Annotated in this window: 15 protein-coding genes; 12 read left to right on the forward strand and 3 right to left on the reverse strand. The window is 72.6% G+C overall.

Annotation, left to right across the window (positions count from 1 at the left end):
• Positions 1-9 precede the first annotated feature (9 nt).
• Positions 10-1170 (reverse strand): L-rhamnose isomerase, encoded by a 1161-nt coding sequence (rhaI, locus tag IE273_RS20675; RefSeq protein WP_189816660.1) that lies wholly within the window; start codon positions 1168-1170, stop codon positions 10-12.
• Positions 1171-1476: 306 nt separating this feature from the next.
• Here rhaI and IE273_RS20680 point away from each other — a divergent pair, with 306 nt between their 5' ends.
• The 10 genes from IE273_RS20680 (at position 1477) to IE273_RS20725 (ending at position 11484) form a co-directional block, all read left to right on the forward strand.
• Positions 1477-2994 carry a sugar ABC transporter ATP-binding protein gene (locus IE273_RS20680; protein WP_189816661.1) on the forward strand — a complete coding sequence of 506 codons (1518 nt, stop codon included), beginning with the start codon at positions 1477-1479 and terminating at the stop codon, positions 2992-2994.
• Complete coding sequence (locus IE273_RS20685; RefSeq protein ID WP_189816662.1) at positions 2991-4058, forward strand: ABC transporter permease; 1068 nt, start codon at positions 2991-2993, stop codon at positions 4056-4058. Before IE273_RS20680 ends, IE273_RS20685 begins: the two co-directional genes overlap by 4 nt.
• A complete protein-coding gene (locus IE273_RS20690; RefSeq protein WP_189816663.1) occupies positions 4051-5025 on the forward strand; it encodes an ABC transporter permease in 975 nt (324 codons plus the stop codon). Before IE273_RS20685 ends, IE273_RS20690 begins: the two co-directional genes overlap by 8 nt.
• Before the next feature lie 113 nt (positions 5026-5138).
• Positions 5139-6218: a rhamnose ABC transporter substrate-binding protein gene (gene rhaS, locus IE273_RS20695; protein WP_189816664.1), complete on the forward strand. Its 1080-nt coding sequence runs from the start codon at positions 5139-5141 to the stop codon at positions 6216-6218.
• Between the two features lie 16 nt (positions 6219-6234).
• Positions 6235-6555 carry an L-rhamnose mutarotase gene (locus IE273_RS20700; RefSeq protein ID WP_014676587.1) on the forward strand — a complete coding sequence of 107 codons (321 nt, stop codon included), beginning with the start codon at positions 6235-6237 and terminating at the stop codon, positions 6553-6555.
• Between the two features lie 16 nt (positions 6556-6571).
• Positions 6572-7081 (forward strand): hypothetical protein, encoded by a 510-nt coding sequence (locus IE273_RS20705; RefSeq protein ID WP_189816770.1) that lies wholly within the window; start codon positions 6572-6574, stop codon positions 7079-7081.
• 156 nt (positions 7082-7237) lie between these two features.
• A complete protein-coding gene (locus IE273_RS20710; protein ID WP_189816665.1) occupies positions 7238-8275 on the forward strand; it encodes a LacI family DNA-binding transcriptional regulator in 1038 nt (345 codons plus the stop codon).
• Positions 8276-8438: 163 nt separating this feature from the next.
• Positions 8439-9740, forward strand: coding sequence for an alpha/beta fold hydrolase (locus tag IE273_RS20715; protein ID WP_189816666.1), 1302 nt, complete (start codon positions 8439-8441; stop codon positions 9738-9740).
• Positions 9741-9814: 74 nt separating this feature from the next.
• On the forward strand, positions 9815-10558 hold the full coding sequence (locus IE273_RS20720) for a PIG-L deacetylase family protein (RefSeq protein WP_189816667.1): 744 nt from the start codon (positions 9815-9817) through the stop codon (positions 10556-10558).
• 71 nt (positions 10559-10629) lie between these two features.
• Positions 10630-11484 (forward strand): pentapeptide repeat-containing protein, encoded by an 855-nt coding sequence (locus IE273_RS20725; RefSeq protein ID WP_189816668.1) that lies wholly within the window; start codon positions 10630-10632, stop codon positions 11482-11484.
• Here IE273_RS20725 and IE273_RS20730 read toward each other — a convergent pair.
• On the reverse strand, positions 11446-13074 hold the full coding sequence (locus IE273_RS20730; protein WP_189816669.1) for a cytochrome P450: 1629 nt from the start codon (positions 13072-13074) through the stop codon (positions 11446-11448). The genes IE273_RS20725 and IE273_RS20730 overlap by 39 nt on opposite strands.
• 121 nt (positions 13075-13195) lie before the next feature.
• On the opposite strand from IE273_RS20730, the gene IE273_RS20735 reads away from it, so the two are divergent.
• A complete protein-coding gene (locus tag IE273_RS20735) occupies positions 13196-13804 on the forward strand; it encodes a TetR/AcrR family transcriptional regulator (RefSeq protein ID WP_189816670.1) in 609 nt (202 codons plus the stop codon).
• 101 nt (positions 13805-13905) lie between these two features.
• Positions 13906-14631, forward strand: coding sequence for a DUF2470 domain-containing protein (locus tag IE273_RS20740; RefSeq protein WP_189816671.1), 726 nt, complete (start codon positions 13906-13908; stop codon positions 14629-14631).
• On the opposite strand, the gene IE273_RS20745 is transcribed toward IE273_RS20740, so the two are convergent.
• A complete protein-coding gene (locus IE273_RS20745; RefSeq protein WP_229887316.1) occupies positions 14599-15714 on the reverse strand; it encodes a lactonase family protein in 1116 nt (371 codons plus the stop codon). The two genes, IE273_RS20740 and IE273_RS20745, sit on opposite strands and share 33 nt — an antisense overlap.
• Positions 15715-15756: the final 42 nt, after the last annotated feature.

A 15756-nucleotide genomic window follows, 5' to 3' on the forward strand; every position in this document is an offset into this window, starting at 1 on the left:
GCAGACGCTTCACGCCCCCCAGCCGGCCTGCTCGCCCCCGACCCGCTCGGCGACGATCCGCTCGGCCCACCCGGACCGGGCGTACGCGCCCATCGGATCGGGGTCCAGCCCCGACTCCTGGCGGACCTCGCCGAGGAGCCCCCGCACATCCGTGTTGTACGCGTCCATCAGCACGGCATTGGCCCCCAGTACGTCCCCGGAAGCCTGCGCCCGGGCCAGCGCCGCCCGATCGACCAGCAGCGCCTTCGCGGTGGCCTCCTGCACGTTCATGACCGACCGGATGATCGCCGGGATCTTCGCCTCGATGTTGTGGCACTGGTCGAGCATGAACGCGACGTCGGAGGTGAACCCCCCGCCCCGGATCACCTCGTACATGATCCGGAAGAGCTGGAAGGGGTCGGCCGCCCCCACCATCAGGTCGTCGTCGGCGTAGAAGCGCGAGTTGAAGTCGAACCCGCCGAGCTTCCCCTCCCGCAGCAGCAGCGCCACGATGAACTCGATGTTGGTCCCCGGCGCGTGGTGCCCGGTGTCGACGACCACCTGGGCCTTGTCGCCGAGCTTCAGACAGTGCGCGTAGGCGGTCCCCCAGTCCGGCACGTCGGTCGTGTAGAACGCCGGCTCGAAGAACTTGTACTCCAGCAGCATCCGCTGGCCGTCCCCCAGCCGGGCGTACACCTCGGCCAGCCCCTCGGCCAGCCGGTCCTGCCGGGCGCGGATGTCGTCCTGCCCGGGGTAGTTCGTCCCGTCGGCGAACCACAGCTTCAGGTCCCGTGACCCGGTGGCGTCCATGATGTCGACGCACCGCAGCAGGTGGTCGACGGCCTTGCGCCGCACCGCCGCGTCCGGATGGCAGATGCTGCCCAGCTTGTAGTCGTCGTCCTGGAAGGTGTTGGAGTTGACCGCGCCCAGCCGCACCCCGCGCTCCTCGGCGTACTTCGCGAGCGCCGCGTAGTCCTCCACGGTGTCCCACGGAATGTGCAGGGCGACCGTCGGCGCGACCCCGGTGAAGGCGTGCACCTGGGCCGCGTCCTCCAGCTTCTCCCAGGGCGAGCGCGGCACACCGGCCTGCGCGAACACCTTGAACCGGGTGCCCGAGTTCCCGTACGCCCACGACGGCGTCTCGACGGCCTGGGTCTTGAGCGCGGCCTTCACCGCGGCGAGGTCGGTCACTTGGGGGCTCCTGTGGTGGCGGGGGGACGACTGAGCGGATGTCGGACGGAACGACCGAGCATGTGAACGCCGAATGTGAAACGATTCAGAACGGCAAGCTAGGTGTCGGGCGCAGGGGTGTCAAGGGCTCCAGTAGCCCCCGTCTTCCGTGATCCGGACGTGACCTTTGGCTATCGAAAGTTTTTCGACACGGACCCATTGACGTGACATGACTGTGGTGCCTACGGTCCCCGCAATCCACTTGAAACCTTTCACGACACCGTGGCGGCCTCGCGGCCCCTTCGCCGGTGTCGTCGAGGAGCCCCCATGACCCACCCGCCTGACACGGGACCGGCCCCGGTGCTGGCACTCAAGGGCGTCTCGAAGTCCTTCGGCGCCGTACGCGCCCTGAGGGACGTCTCCCTGGAGCTGCTGCCCGGCGAGGTGCACGCCCTCGCCGGAGAGAACGGCGCGGGCAAGTCGACGCTGATCAAGACCCTCGCCGGAGTGCATCGGCCGGACACCGGTCAGGTGCTGCTCGACGGCGAGCCCGTCGTCTTCCACGGCCCCGGCGACGCCCGCGACGCCGGCATCGCCGTGATCTACCAGGAGCCCACGCTCTTCCCCGACCTGTCGATCGCCGAGAACATCTTCATGGGCCGCCGGCCCCGGCGCGCCCTCGGCCGGATCGACCACAAGGCCACCCACGCGGCCACGGCCGCCCTGATGCGGCGGCTCGGCGTCGACCTCGACCCCGACCGGCCGGCCCGCGGCCTGTCCATCGCCGACCAGCAGATCGTGGAGATCGCCAAGGCGCTGTCCTTCGACGCCCGGGTCCTGATCATGGACGAGCCGACCGCCGCGCTCACCGGCAGCGAGGTGGCCCGCCTCTTCGGCGTGGTCCGCACCCTGCGGGAACAGGGCGCGGCCGTGCTGTTCATCTCGCACCGGCTGGAGGAGATCTTCGCGATCTGCCAGAAGGTCACCACACTGCGGGACGGCGCCTGGATCGCCGGCGAGCCGCTCGCCGGGATGACCGAGGACGACCTGGTCCGCCGCATGGTCGGCCGCGACCTGGCCGAGCTCTACCCGAAGCAGCAGGTCCAGGTCGGCGACGTCGCGCTCAGCGTGCGGCGGCTGACCCGCGAGGGCGTCTTCACCGACGTCTCCTTCGAGGTCCGGCGCGGAGAGATCGTCGGCCTCGCGGGGCTGGTCGGGGCCGGCCGCACCGAGGTGGCCCGGGCCGTGTTCGGCGTCGACCGCTGGGACGCGGGCGAGGTCGAGGTCGGCGGGCGCCGGCTCACGAACGGCGCCCCGTCCGCCGCGATGGCGGCCGGACTCGCCCTCGTGCCCGAGGACCGGCGGGCCCAGGGCCTGGTGATGGACATGTCCATCGAACGGAACATCGGCCTGACCGGACTCCGTACGACCGCCCGGGCCGGGCTGGTGGACCGGACCGCCGAACGCAGCCGGTCCCTGGACTGGGCCGTGAAGCTCCAGGTGAAGTACGCCCGGATCGCGGACGCCGTCTCCACCCTGTCCGGCGGCAACCAGCAGAAGGTCGTCCTCGCCAAGTGGCTCGCCACCGGCCCCCAGGTGCTCATCGTGGACGAACCCACCCGGGGCATCGACGTCGGCACCAAGGCCGAGGTGCACCGGCTGCTCGGCGAGCTGGCCGCCGACGGGGTCGCCGTCCTGATGATCTCCTCCGACCTGCCCGAGATCCTCGGTATGGCCGACCGCGTCCTCGTGATGCACGAGGGCCGGATCACCGCCGAGATACCCCGCGCCGACGCCACCGAGGAGACCGTGATGGCCGCAGCCACCGGGAGGGCCGCCGCATGACGGTCACCACCGACGAGACCCCCGTCACCGGGGCACCCCGCTCCGGCGGCACCCGGCTGGTCGACCGGGTCTTCAAGATGCGCGAACTCGCCATCCTGGCCGTCTTCCTGGTGATGATCGCCGTCACCCAGGCGGGCAACAGCGAGTTCCTGTCCGAGCAGGGCATCAAGGACCTGCTCCTCAACGCGACGATCCTGGTGCTCGTCGCCACCGGCCAGTCACTGGTCGTCCTCAGCCGCAACGTCGACCTGTCCGTCGGCTCCACGCTCGGCATCAGCGCCTTCGCCGCCGGAACCTACCTCCAGGACGGCGGGAACCCGGTCGTCGCGATCCTCCTCGCCGTCCTGCTGGGCATCGGCCTCGGGCTGCTCAACGGCCTCCTCGTGAGCCTCGGCCAGGTCCCCGCACTCGTCGTCACCCTCGGCACCCTGTACGTCATCCGGGGCGTCGACTCCATCTGGGTCGGCTCCCGCCAGATCACCGCGGCCGATCTGCCCGGCGGCTTCGTCGACTTCGGCTCCGGCGGCATCTCCGCGATCCCCTGGCTCGCCGTGATCGCGCTGGTGGTGCTCGTGGCGACGGGCTACTACCTCAAGCACTACGGCAGCGGGCGGGAGCTGTACGCCCTCGGCTCCAATCCGGAGGCGGCCCGGCTGGCCGGCATCCCGGTCCGCAAGCGCATCCTGGCCGCGTACACCTTCTGCGGAGCGCTCGCCGGACTCGCCGGCGCGATGTACCTGGCGCGGTTCGGCAACGTCGACTCCGGCACCGGCAACGGCTACGAACTCACCGTCGTCAGCGCCGTGGTGGTCGGCGGCATCGCCTTCACCGGAGGCTCCGGCAGCGTCTACGGCGCCGCCCTCGGCGCCCTGCTGCTCACCTCGATCAACAGTGTGCTGCCCGCACTCGGCGTCAGCTCCGTGTGGGTGCTCGCCATCAACGGCGTCCTGCTGCTGCTCGCCATCGCCGTCGACCGGATCGTGGCGCTGCGCGTGGCCGCCGCCCTGAAGAAGAAGTCGGCCCCCAGGAGGTCCGCCATGGCGAAGGAGAAGGCCGGTGCCTGAGTCGCTCACCCGCGCGGTCCGCTGGGACACGGTCGTCGGCGCGCTGCTCATCGTCCTGTTGCTGCTGTCGTTCGGCTTCGTCGACGGCTTCGGCAACGCGCTCAACCTGTCGTTCCTCATCGGCAACACGCTCCCGATCGCGCTGATCGCCCTGCCGATGACCCTGCTGGTCGTCGCCGGCGAGATCGACCTGTCCGTCGCGTCCACGGCCGGGCTGTCCGGCGCGGTGATGGGCAAGCTGTGGAACGAGGGCATGGCCATCGAGCAGATCATCCCGCTGTGCCTGCTGCTCGGGGTGGTGTGCGGGCTGCTCAACGGCCTGCTGGTCACCCGGCTCGGGCTGCCGTCGCTGGCGGTCACCATCGGCACGCTCGCCGCCTACCGGGGTGTCGCGCAGATCGTGCTCGGCTCCGACGCGGTGACCGATTTCCCCTCGCAGTACCTGGACTTCGCCGCCGGCCGCCTCGGTGACTCCTTCCTGCCGCAGGCCTTCCTGCCCTTCCTGGTGCTGCTCGCCGTCGCCGTGGTGCTGCTGCACGCCACGCCGTTCGGCCGGTCGCTGTTCGCGATCGGCGCGGGGGAGGAGGCGGCGCGGTTCGCGGGGATCCGGGTGAAGCGGACCAAGCTCCTGCTCTTCGTCGCCACGGGGGCCATGTCGGCGCTGACCGGTGTCTTCTGGGCGCTGCACTACGCCAGTGCCCGGTACGACAATGCCACCGGACTCGAACTGTCCGTCGTCGCCGCCGTGTTGCTGGGCGGGATCGACTTCGACGGGGGCAGGGGCACGATCGGTGGTGCCGTCGCCGGTGTCTTCCTGCTCGGTGCGTTGCAGAACGTGATGAGTCTGCTGAACGTCTCGGCCCAGTCGCAGATCGTCGTCACCGGTGTGCTGCTCGTGGTGTCCGTGCTGGGCCCCCGGGTCGCGCGGCAGATCTCTCTCGCGCGGGCGGCCGGTTCCACCGGATAGCCCGTCGCCGGCCGCGGACCGTCCGCGCCCACGCGGCGGAGCCGCACCTCCACACAACCCCGTGCCCCTTCGAGGGGCGCACCTCCCACTCCTGACGACAAGGGGCCCTTCCCATGCTCAAGCCGACCCTCCGCCGCGCCTGCGCCGCCCTCGCCGCCGGCACCTCCCTCGCCCTCGCGCTCACCGCCTGCGGCGGCACCACCAAGAAGGACGTCAAGGACGACAACGCCTCCGCCGCCTCCGCCGGCAAGGCCGACCCCAACGCCGCCACCAAGAAGGGGCTGACCGTCGGCTTCCTGCCCAAGCAGGTCAACAACCCCTACTTCACCACCGCCGACAAGGGCGGCGAGAAGGCGGTCACGGAGCTCGGGTCGACGTACAAGGAGGTGGGGCCCAGCAGCGCCACCGACACGGCCGGGCAGGTGAGTTACGTCAACACGCTCACCCAGCAGCGGGTGAACGCCATCGCGGTGTCCGCGCAGGACCCGGGCGCGCTGTGCACGGCGCTGAAGCAGGCCATGAGCAACGGCATCAAGGTCGTCACCTACGACTCCGACACCAGCCCGGGCTGCCGCAACGCCTTCGTCTCGCAGGCCAGTGCCGAGGACCTGGGCCGTACCGAGGTGCAGCTCCTCGCCCAGCAGATCGGATACAAGGGCGAGATCGCGGTCCTGTCGGCCGCGCAGACCGCGACCAACCAGAACACCTGGATCGGCTACATGAAGGACGAGCTGAAGGACCCCAAGTACAAGGACATCAAGCTCGTCAAGATCGCCTACGGCAACGACGACGCCCAGCAGTCCTTCCAGCAGACCCAGGGCCTGCTCCAGGAGCACCCGAACCTGAAGGGGATCATCTCCCCGACCACCGTCGGCATCAAGGCGGCGGCCCAGTACCTGTCGGGCTCCAAGTACAAGGGCAAGGTCAAGCTGACCGGCCTCGGCACCCCCGACGACATGCGCAAGTACGTGAAGAACGGCACCGTCGACGCCTTCGAGCTGTGGGACCCGGCCAAGCTCGGCGACCTGGCCGCCCGGACCGCGGTCGCGCTGGCCTCGGGGCAGATCACCGGCAAGGAGGGCGAGACCTTCAAGGCCGGCGCCACCACGTACACCATCGGCAAGGACGGCGTGATCAACCTGGGCAAGCCGACCGTGTTCGACGCCAAGAACATCGACCAGTTCAACTTCTGACGGACGGGAGCTGTTGATGCAGCGCGTGTGCTTCCTGCTGAAGGTCAGGGCGGACCGGCTCGACGAGTACCGTGAGCGGCACGCGGCCGTCTGGCCGGAGATGCTCGACGCCCTGAAGGCGACCGGCTGGCACGACTACTCGCTGTTCCTGCGCGAGGACGGCCTGCTCGTCGGCTATCTGGAGACCGAGGACTTCGCCGCCGCCCAGGCCGGTATGGCGGCCACCGACGTCAACGCGCGCTGGCAGAAGGAGATGGCACCGTTCTTCGAGTCCCTGGACGGTGCCCGGCCCGACGAGGCCATGCGACCCCTCACCGAAGTGTTCCACCTCGACTGACGCGGGAGCCGCGCGGATGAGACCCTCCGTCACCCGGCAGGGCGCCACACGACTGGACGCCCACGCCGTCTGCTCCGTCTCCTACGACGGCCTGGTCAACACCGGATCGTTCCGGAAGAACGGCCTGTTGACCCACCGGGGCCACCAGTACGCCGCCCGGTACACGGCGGGCAGCGACGCGGTCGTGGCCCGCCGGGCCCTCGGTGCCGGCGACCGGTCGACGCCCACGCCGCCGCACCGGCCCAAGGCCGACGACGTCCGGGCGCCCTGGCCGGGTACGGCGGTTCGCGGTGGACCGCGCTCGGGGAGCGGACCGGCGCGACCGGCACGTGCACCGGCGAGCACGGCTCCAGCAGCGCCCGGAACACGCACCTGCGCGGGCATCGACCACGACACGCGGGGCCGGCCGCACGCCCTGTCCGCCTGGCGGGAGCGGGACGCGGTCGTCACGCGTGGCCCCGGCGGCCTCACCAGCCACGGCACCGGCCAGGCGCCGTGGACCCGCTGGACCCGGACCACCCGCTGATGAACCAGGAGAGCCGGTTCATCGACGTTCCCGTACCAGGAGAAGTCCGCCGATACGGCGCCCTCGGCGCCGCACGTGGCCGACTCCGCCCTGCCGGCGTGACGGTAACGTGAAGGTCGTCCCGCCGCATCCCGTTCCCTGGAGGTCCGAAGCCCGATGGCCCAGTCGGTGGGTATCAAGGATGTCGCCCGCGCCGCCGGAGTGTCGGTGGGCACGGTGTCCAACGTCATCAACCGCCCGGACACCGTCGCCGGCGAGACCCGTGCGCGCGTGCTGTCCGCGATCGACCGGCTCGGGTACGTCCGCAGCGAGTCGGCGCGCCAGCTGCGGGCGGGCCGCAGCCGGATCATGGGGCTGCTCGTGCTCGACATGGGCAACCCCTTCTTCGTGGACGTGGCGCGCGGCGCCGAGCGCGCGGCCCGGGAGGCCGGGCTCGGCGTGATGGTGTGCAACAGCGCGCAGGACGCCGCCGAGGAGGCCGAGTACCTGTCGCTCTTCGCCGAACAGCGGGTGCGGGGCGTGCTGCTCACCCCGGCCGACGCCACCGGCCGCAACATCGCGGCCTTCCGCCGGCACGGCATCCCGTTCGTGCTGGTCGACCGGGTCGCCGAGGGCACCACCGAGTGCTCGGTCTCCGTGGACGACATCGCGGGCGGCGCGCTGGCGGTGCGGCACCTGGTGGACGCCGGGCACCGCTCGATCGCCTACGTCAGCGGGCCGCCCGGGCTCAACCAGGTCCGCGACCGGCGCACCGGCGCGCTGAACGCCCTCGCCGAGGCCGGGCTCGGCCCCGAGGCGCTGCGCGAACTGCCCACCGAGCGGCTCGACGTGGCCGCCGGCCGGGACGCGGGTGCCCGGCTGCTCGGCCTCGCCGACCGGCCCACCGCCGTGTTCTGCGCCAACGACCTGCTCGCCCTCGGCGTGCTCCAGGCGATGTACGCGGCGGGCGTGACCGTCCCGGACGACCTGGCGATCGTCGGCTACGACGACATCGAGTTCGCCGCCGCCGCTGCCGTACCCCTCACCTCGGTGCGCCAGCCCGCCGTCACGATGGGCGCCCTCGCCGCCGAACTGCTGCTGGAGGAGACCGAGCGGGGCGAGGGGGACGGCAAGGGGAAGCGGACCCACGAGCACCGGCGGGTGGTGCTCCAGCCGGAACTGGTGGTGCGCCGGTCCAGCCTCGCCGCACGCTGAGCCTCGCGGTGTCCCCGCCCGCGTCCAGCCTCGCACCGGACGGACGCGCCGATCGGCGGCGCTGACCGGAAGTTCAGTAACAATCCATGATCCCGGTGCTCGGCCCACACCGGCCCATGTGCTCAACTGGGAGACGTCCAGCCCGTCCGTCCCAGGAGACCCGTTGAGCCTCAGCTACCGCCAGCCCGGCGTCGTGCTCACCGACCGCCACTTCACCGTGCCCCTCGACCACGCCGACCCGGGCGGCGAGACGATCGAGCTGTACGCCCGCGAGGCGGTGGCGAGCGACAAGGCCGGGCAGGACCTGCCCTGGCTGGTGTACCTGCAAGGCGGCCCCGGCTTCGGGGCGAATCGTTTCGTCGGACGGGAGGCCTGGCTCGACCGGGCCTTGAAGGAGTACCGCGTCCTGCTCCTCGACCAGCGCGGCACCGGACGCTCCACGCCCGCCACCCGGCAGACGCTGCCGCTGCGCGGCGGTCCCGCCGCCCAGGCCGACTACCTCACCCACTTCCGCGCCGACTCCATCGTCCGCGACTGCGAGGCCATCCGCCCCCAGGTCACCGGCGGCGCCCCGTGGACCGTGCTCGGCCAGAGCTTCGGCGGCTTCTGCACGGTGTCGTACCTCTCCCTCGCCCCCGAGGGCCTCGCCACCGCGATCATCACCGGCGGCCTGCCGTCCCTGCACGCCCACGCCGACGACGTCTACCGGGCCGCCTACCCGCGCGTCGAGCGCAAGGTCGCCGCGCACTACGCCCGCTACCCGCAGGACGTGGAGCGGGCCCGCCGGATCGCCGACCACCTCCTCACCCACGACGTGGTGCTGCCGAACGGCTACCGCTTCACCGTGGAGGCCTTCCAGTCCCTGGGCATCATGCTGGGCGCGAGCGACGGCAGCCACCGGCTGCACCACCTCCTGGAGGACGCCTTCGTGGTGACCCCGGCCGGCCTGGAGCTGTCCGACGCCTTCCAGGAGCAGGCCCAGTCCCTCCTGTCGTACGCCTCGCACCCCCTGTACGCCCTCGTCCACGAGTCGATCTACGGCCAGGACGCGCGCCCCACCGCCTGGTCGGCCGAGCGCGTCCGCGCCGAGTTCCCGCAGTTCGACGCGGCCAAGACACTCACCGGCGACGGCCCGGTCCTGTTCACCGGCGAGACCGTCCACCCCTGGGTGTTCGACGCCGACCCGGCCCTGCGCCCCCTGCGCGAGACGGCCGAACTGCTCGCCGCGCGCACCGACTGGCGCCCCCTGTACGACCCCGCGCGGCTCGCCGCCAACGAGGTCCCGGTCGCCGCGGCCGTCTACCACGACGACATGTACGTCGACACCGGCCACTCCCTTCAGACGGCCGGCGCGATCCGTGGCCTGCGCCCCTGGGTCACCAACGAGTACGAGCACGACGGCCTGCGCACGGGCGCGCCCCGCGTCCTGGACCGGCTGCTGGCGCTGGTACGCGACGAGGTGTGACGTACGCGATAGGACGGCCGGGGCGCGCCGTACACGACGTCGCGCACGGGACGGGGCGGCATAGTGTGCCGCCCATGACCGAGCCGAAGATCACCCAGCTCCAGCCCCTGCCCGACGACTGGCAGCGCGCCCTCGCCGTGGTGGCCCACCCGGACGACCTCGAATACGGGTGTTCCGCGGCGGTCGCCGCCTGGACCGACGCCGGCCGCGAGGTCGCCTATGTGCTGGCCACCCGCGGCGAGGCGGGCATCGACACCCTGGACCCGGCCACCTGCGGCCCGCTGCGCGAGCGTGAGCAGCGGGCCGCCGCGGCCGTCGTCGGCGTCGGCACCGTGGAGTTCCTCGACCACCGGGACGGCGTGATCGAGTACGGCAGCGCGCTGCGCCGCGACATCGCCGCCGCGATACGCCGCCACCGCCCCGAACTCGTCGTCACGCTCAACCACCGCGACACCTGGGGCGGCGTCGCCTGGAACACCCCCGACCACGTCGCCGTCGGCCGCGCCACCCTGGACGCCGCCGCCGACGCGGGCAACCGCTGGATCTTCCCCGAACTCGCCGAGCAGGGCCTCCAGCCCTGGAACGGCGTCCGCTGGGTGGCCGTCGCCGGTTCGGGCAGCCCCACGCACGCCGTCGACGCCAGGCCGGGCCTGGACCGCGCGGTGCGCTCACTGCTCGAACACCGCACCTACATCGAGGCGTTGACCGACCAGGACCCGAAGACGTACGTCCATGACTTCCTGACCGAGACCACCACGGCCACCGGCGAGCGCTTCGGCGGCACACCGGCCGTGGCCTTCGAACTGTTCGCCCGCTAGCGGCGCCGCGGGCCGCCGTCGCGGGTGCGCGTGGGTGCGGGGGCAAGCTCGCAGGTCAGTAGGCTGTCCCCATGCCGGATCAGATAGCCGACCCTTCCGACCTGCGCGCCGACTGCACCCGGTGCTTCGGGCTGTGCTGTGTCGCCCTGCCCTTCGCCCGCTCCGCCGACTTCGCGCTGGACAAGCCCGCGGGCAAGCCGTGCCCGAACCTCCAGGGCGACCACCGCTGCGGCATCCACGCCGACCTGCGCCAGAAGGGCTTCACCGGCTGCACGGTCTACGACTGCTTCGGCGCCGGCCAGAAGGTCTCGCAGGTCACCTTCGACGGGCAGGACTGGCGTACCGGGTCCACGGAGGACGCGCGCCGGATGTTCGACGTCTTCCCGGTCGTACGGCAGCTGCACGAGCTGCTGTGGTACCTGACCGAGGCGCTGGGCCTGCCCGCCGCCCGGCCCGTCCACCCCGAGCTGCGCCGGGCGCTGGAGAAGACCGAGCGGCTGACCCGGCTGACCGCCGAGGAACTGGCCGCGCTGGACGTGGCCGCGCACCGGCAGGAGGTGAACGTGCTCCTGCTGCGCACCAGCGAGCTGGCCCGGGCCGGCGTCGGCGGCAAGGGCCAGGGGAAGGGGAAGGGCCGGCGCAGGGACCGCAGGGGCGCGGACCTCATGGGCGCCCGCCTCAGGGGCGCCGATCTGCGCGGGGTGAGCCTGCGCGGTGCCTACCTCATCGCCGCCGACCTCACCGGTGCCGACCTGCGCGGCGCGGATCTGATCGGTGCCGACCTGCGCGATGCCGATCTGACCGACGCCGACCTCACCGGTGCCTTCTTCCTCACCCAGCCGCAGGTGAACGCCGCGCGGGGCAGCACGGGTACGCGGCTGCCGGCTTCAGTCAGCCGCCCCGTGCACTGGACAGCGGCTCGCTGACAGGGGCTGCGCCGGTCCGGCCGGGTCGTGCCGCCGGTCGTCCGCGGCTTCGTCCCGGGCTGGTCGCGCCCGCGCGGCGTCAGCCGCACGTCGGACACTGCCCCGCGCCCCTGCGGGTCGTCCCTCGCTCACCTCCGTGAGAGCCGGCCGGCGCTCCAGTCGCAGCCGCAGCCCTTCCGGCATCAGGGTCAGGCGTTCGGCCACGCTCAGCCGGTAACCCGGGTCGGCGTGCAGGCCGTAACGGCGCAGCAGCAGGCCGAGGACCAGGGTCGCCTCGTGGAGGGCGAACTGTCGGCCGACGCAGGCCCGTGCGCCGGTGCCGAAGGGCTTGAAGGTGTGCGGTGGCCGGGCGCGGACGGCCGCCGGGGTGAAGCGGTCGGGGTCGAACCGTTCGGCGTCCTCGCCCCAGACCTCCGGCTCCCGGTGCAGCATCGGGGTCAGCACCAGGGCCCACGCGCCCCGGCGCATCGGATGGTCCCCGGCGAGGACGGTGTCCCGCCGGGCCTCGCGGGCGAAGGCGGGCGCGGTCGGCCACAGCCGCAGCGACTCGTCCAGCACCCGGCGCACATAGCGCAGCTTGGCGACCTGGTCGTAGCCGGGCCGCGGGGTGTCGCCCCAGACCTGTGCGACCTCGGCGCGGGCCCGGGCGGCGATCTCCGGGTGCCGGGCGAGGTGGTAGAGGGCGAAGGAGAGCGCGCCGGAGGTGGTCTCGTGGCCCGCCACCAGGAACGTGATCACCTGCTTGCGGACGTTCTCCGGCGACAGCTTCTCCCCGGTCCGCGGGTGCGCCGTCGCCAGCATGCGGTCCAGCAGGTCCCCCTCGCCGCCACCGGACCGGCGCCGGGCGGCGACCAGGCCGTCGACCGTGCGGTTGAGGTGGGCGATGTCGGCCGCGTTGCGCCGGGCGGCGGTGCGCAGCAGCAGCGGGGCCAGCGGTCCCGGCACGCTGTTCAGCCGTTGCGCGTAGGCCAGCGTGCCGACCATCGCCGTGACGAAGGGGTGCGGCCGGTCCCGCTCGAAGGATTCGAAGTCGTACCCGAAGCCGGTCCGGGCGATCGTCTCCAGGGCCAGCCGGGTCATGTCGCCCGGCACGTCCACCGTGCGCCCGGCCGCCAGGTGGCGGTCCCAGTGGTCGGTGAGGCGGTCGGCGACCGACAGCATCATCCCGTGGTAGCCCTCCATGGCCTCCCGGCTGAACCCGGGCGCCAGGACGTCGTGCGCCAACTGCCAGTTGGGCTCGTGGTTGTAGGCGGTGAACAGGCCGTCGCCGGCCACGGGCCGCAGATTGGCGACGCCGAGCCCGACGTGCTTGGCGAACCGGGACTCGTCGGCGAGGTCGGCGACCAGCCGCGCCCCCCACACGAACACGAACTCCTTGCCGAACGCCCGGCGGCGGAAGATCGGGCCGAGCTCGCGCGCGAAGCGCATCGAGTCCTGCAACGGCCGGTGCCGGTCGACGCCGAGCACATCGCCGAGCAGCGGCACCCGGTGCGGCGGACGGGGGATGCGGCGCAGCTCGGGCCAGCCCTGCTCGGCGCTCCGGAAACCCTTCGGCAGCCCGGTCTCCATGGTCTCCGTCGTCGCCGCCATGACGCGATCTCCCTTGATCCAGCGGGTGGTTGACGCAGTGACGCACGCGTGTTGTATGTGAGTTCAATAACGCGTTCCAGTGTGGTGCCCTTGTTGAACCGACGTCAAGTAAAGTGACGCCATGCCCGCGAACCAGGGGGAGCGCGCCCGGCGCAGACTCAGCACCGGGGAACGCCGTGAGCAGCTGCTGTCGGTCGGCGCGAAGCTGTTCTCGGAGAGCCCCTACGACGACGTGTGGATCGAGCAGGTCGCCGAGATCGCCGGGGTCTCGCGCGGGCTGCTGTACCACTACTTCCCGACCAAGAGGGACTTCTTCGCCGCCGTCGTGGAGCGGGAGAGCGCGCGCATGCTGCGCATGACGGCGGCCGAGCCCGGGGTGCCGGTGCGCGAGCAGCTCGCCGCCGGCCTCGACACCTACCTCGGCTACGTCCAGGCGCACGCCCATGGCTTCCGCGCCTTCCACCGCGCCGACGCGGCCGGCGACCAGGCCGTGCGCCGGGTCTACCAGCGGGCGCTGGCCGCCCAGGAGGAGCAGATCCTGGCCGCGCTCGCCGCCGACCCCGAGTTCGGGCCCGCCGTCGAGGCCGCCCCGCGGGTGCGCCTGGCGGTGCGTGGCTGGCTCGCCTTCACCACCGCCGTCTGTCTCGAATGGCTGCGCGGCGAAGGGGAGTTGAGCCGGGATCAGGTGCGCGATCTGTGCGCCCGCGCTCTGCTGGGCGTCCTCGCTTAGGCCCACTGGGACCGGAATGACTCCGTCCGGTAGGGGTGGTGTGGTTGGCGCGCGCCTCGATCTCCGATAGGTTAGGCAAGGCTTACCTAAGGAGGTCTCGGATGGGTGACACGCAGGACTGGACGGCCGCACCAGGCGCGGCGGAACAGGCACGCTCGGTGTCGGCCGCCGCCTGGTCGTGCGCGGTGACCGCGGACGGAGTCCGCGAGGAGTACGTCGGCGCGCACACCGTGACCGAGGACGGCGCGGTACGGCTGGCGGTGCCCGACGACAGCGCCCTGTTCGGGGCGGTGCTGTGCGCCCCGCGCCAAGAACCCTCCGCCCTGCTGGAGTTCGCCGACGTGGCGCCCGTACCGGTGCGCCACCGCATCCGCGCCCGGCTCTTCCTGTCCGGCTGGTTCGCCCCGTCCGGGGGAGCCCTCCTCTTCCGGCCCACCCGCGTGGTGCTGCGCCGGCCCGCCGGGGCCGTGGTGGTCGACCTGGACGAGTTCACCGCCGCCCGGCCCGACCCCCTGGCCGGCGCCGAGGCCCGGTTGCTCACCCACCTCGCCGACGCCCACCCGGACGCCGTCGAGCGGCTCACCCGCCTGGTGCGGCCCGAGAGCCTGCACGCCGCGACCCGGGTGGCACCGCTCGCCGTCGACCGGCACGGACTCACCCTGCGCATCGAACGCACCCGCGCCCACGGCGACGTACGACTGCCCTTCCACACACCCGCCGACGACGTCACCCAGCTCACCGAGCGCGTGCACGCCCTGCTCGCCCAGGCCAGTGCCGCCGCCTGCCCCCGGGCGCTACAGCGGCAGCGCGCAGACGGCGACGGGTGACGCGAACGGCTCACCGGCCGGGCGGAGTTCACCGTTGTCCGCGTCGACGCGAAAGACGGTGACCGTGCCCGAGCGCTGGTTCGCCGCGAACAGCAGCCGGCCGTCGGGCGAGAACGCGATCTGCCGGGGGAAGTCCCCGCCCACCGGCACCGTGCCGAGCAGCCGCAGCCGGGCCCCGCCGTCCTCGACGGCGTACCGCGCGAGGCTGTTGTGGCCCCGGTTGGCGAGGAACGCGTACCGGCCGTTCGCCGTCACCAGGATCTGCGCCGGATAGTTCGTGCCGCCACCGGACCCCGTCGACTGCGGCTCGCCGATCGTCAGGCGCCCGCTTCCCGGCTCGTACGCGCACACGGCCACGGTGTCGTCCACCTCGTTGGCCAGGTAGGCGTACCGGCCGCCCGGATGGAAGGTCAGATGGCGCGGTCCCGCGCCGGGCCGGGTCCGTGCCCGCGCCGCCTCCGCGAGCGTGCCCTTCGTCTGGTCGAGGCGGTAGGTGTAGACCGTGTCGGTGCCGAGGTCCACGGCGAGGACGTGCCCGCCGTCCGGACTTGTGAGGAACTGGTGGGCGTGCGGCCCCTGTTGACCGGGGCCGGGCGGCGGAGAGCTGTGCGTGACCAGAGCGGTGCGCTCGCCCGGCGCGCCCGAGGCGTCGATCGGGTGCACGGCGACACTGCCCGAACCGTAGTTGGCGCTGAGCAGCCAGCGCCCGGAGGGATGCACCGACAGATGGCACGGGCCCGCGCCGCCGGTGCTCCGGCTCCCGAGAACCCGCCGGTCCGCGAGGCGTACGGCCGTCACCCCGCCCTCCTCCCGCTCGTCCACCGCGTACAGCGTGCGGCCGTCCGGGTGCACGGCGAGGTACGACGGGTCGGGGACCCCGGTGAGCGTGCCGGACCCGGTGATCCGGCCCGACTCGGGGTCGTACGACGCCAGGCCGATGCCGGTGCCGCCGCCCTCGACGGAGGTGTAGGTGCCCACGTACAGCGGGCGCGGTCCGGACGGCCTCCGGGGCGGCGGGGCCGCCTGCGGCTCGCCCCGCCCGGCCGGCGTGCCCGTCGGCGGGGCCGCCGGGGACGGCACCATGACGACCGCCGCCGTACCGGCCACGGCGCCGACGAACCGGCG

This window comes from Streptomyces olivaceoviridis (assembly GCF_014650115.1).
Classification (GTDB): Bacteria; Actinomycetota; Actinomycetes; order Streptomycetales; family Streptomycetaceae; genus Streptomyces; species Streptomyces olivaceoviridis.

Coding starts and splice junctions, on each gene's coding strand:
- IE273_RS20725 (WP_189816668.1), top strand. CDS start 10,630: ATGCCGGATCAGATAGCCGACCCTTCCGACCTGCGCGCCGACTGCACC.
- IE273_RS20740 (WP_189816671.1), top strand. CDS start 13,906: ATGGGTGACACGCAGGACTGGACGGCCGCACCAGGCGCGGCGGAACAG.
- IE273_RS20705 (WP_189816770.1), top strand. CDS start 6,572: ATGAGACCCTCCGTCACCCGGCAGGGCGCCACACGACTGGACGCCCAC.
- IE273_RS20730 (WP_189816669.1), bottom strand. CDS start 13,074: ATGGCGGCGACGACGGAGACCATGGAGACCGGGCTGCCGAAGGGTTTC.
- IE273_RS20710 (WP_189816665.1), top strand. CDS start 7,238: ATGGCCCAGTCGGTGGGTATCAAGGATGTCGCCCGCGCCGCCGGAGTG.
- IE273_RS20720 (WP_189816667.1), top strand. CDS start 9,815: ATGACCGAGCCGAAGATCACCCAGCTCCAGCCCCTGCCCGACGACTGG.
- IE273_RS20680 (WP_189816661.1), top strand. CDS start 1,477: ATGACCCACCCGCCTGACACGGGACCGGCCCCGGTGCTGGCACTCAAG.
- IE273_RS20735 (WP_189816670.1), top strand. CDS start 13,196: ATGCCCGCGAACCAGGGGGAGCGCGCCCGGCGCAGACTCAGCACCGGG.
- IE273_RS20700 (WP_014676587.1), top strand. CDS start 6,235: ATGCAGCGCGTGTGCTTCCTGCTGAAGGTCAGGGCGGACCGGCTCGAC.
- rhaS (WP_189816664.1), top strand. CDS start 5,139: ATGCTCAAGCCGACCCTCCGCCGCGCCTGCGCCGCCCTCGCCGCCGGC.
- IE273_RS20685 (WP_189816662.1), top strand. CDS start 2,991: ATGACGGTCACCACCGACGAGACCCCCGTCACCGGGGCACCCCGCTCC.
- IE273_RS20745 (WP_229887316.1), bottom strand. CDS start 15,714: ATGGTGCCGTCCCCGGCGGCCCCGCCGACGGGCACGCCGGCCGGGCGG.